This window comes from Campylobacter taeniopygiae, assembly GCF_005406225.1.
Classification (GTDB): Bacteria; Campylobacterota; Campylobacteria; order Campylobacterales; family Campylobacteraceae; genus Campylobacter_D; species Campylobacter_D taeniopygiae.
The window spans coordinates 1-363 of record NZ_NXLY01000083.1 but is presented as its reverse complement, the minus strand read 5'-3'; the positions used below and the strand labels follow the sequence as shown (position 1 = coordinate 363).

The 363-nt window shown below is 24.8% G+C and carries 1 pseudogene; it reads right to left on the bottom strand.

Features of this window, described 5'->3' with window-relative positions:
• Window positions 1-363: pseudogene (locus tag CQA75_RS09040) on the bottom strand (sugar transferase); the annotation flags it as partial.

Genomic DNA, 363 nt, shown 5'->3' with positions numbered 1-363 from the left:
AAAAGTTACTTTAGGATTAATAATATCCATTTTAATTCCTAAAGATTTAGCTAACTTTTTACTTTCTAGTTTTTTAATTATTAGGTCTTGTTCTAAATTAGCTAATTCTAAATGTTGTTTTTTAATAGGGATGGAGTTGAGCTGAGCCTGAAAATTATTTTGTAATTTTTGCTTTTCTTGAATTAAATTAGATATTTGAGTGTTTAAAGATGCTAGTTTTCTAGAATCTGTTACTTTACAATACTCATCTATAATTTCCTTATACCACTCTATTGGAGGTATAAGATGATTAAAATTATATTCTTTATCAATTTCTATGTTTTCTTCGACTAAACTTTCAAAGTCAATGTCTTCATTGTGATA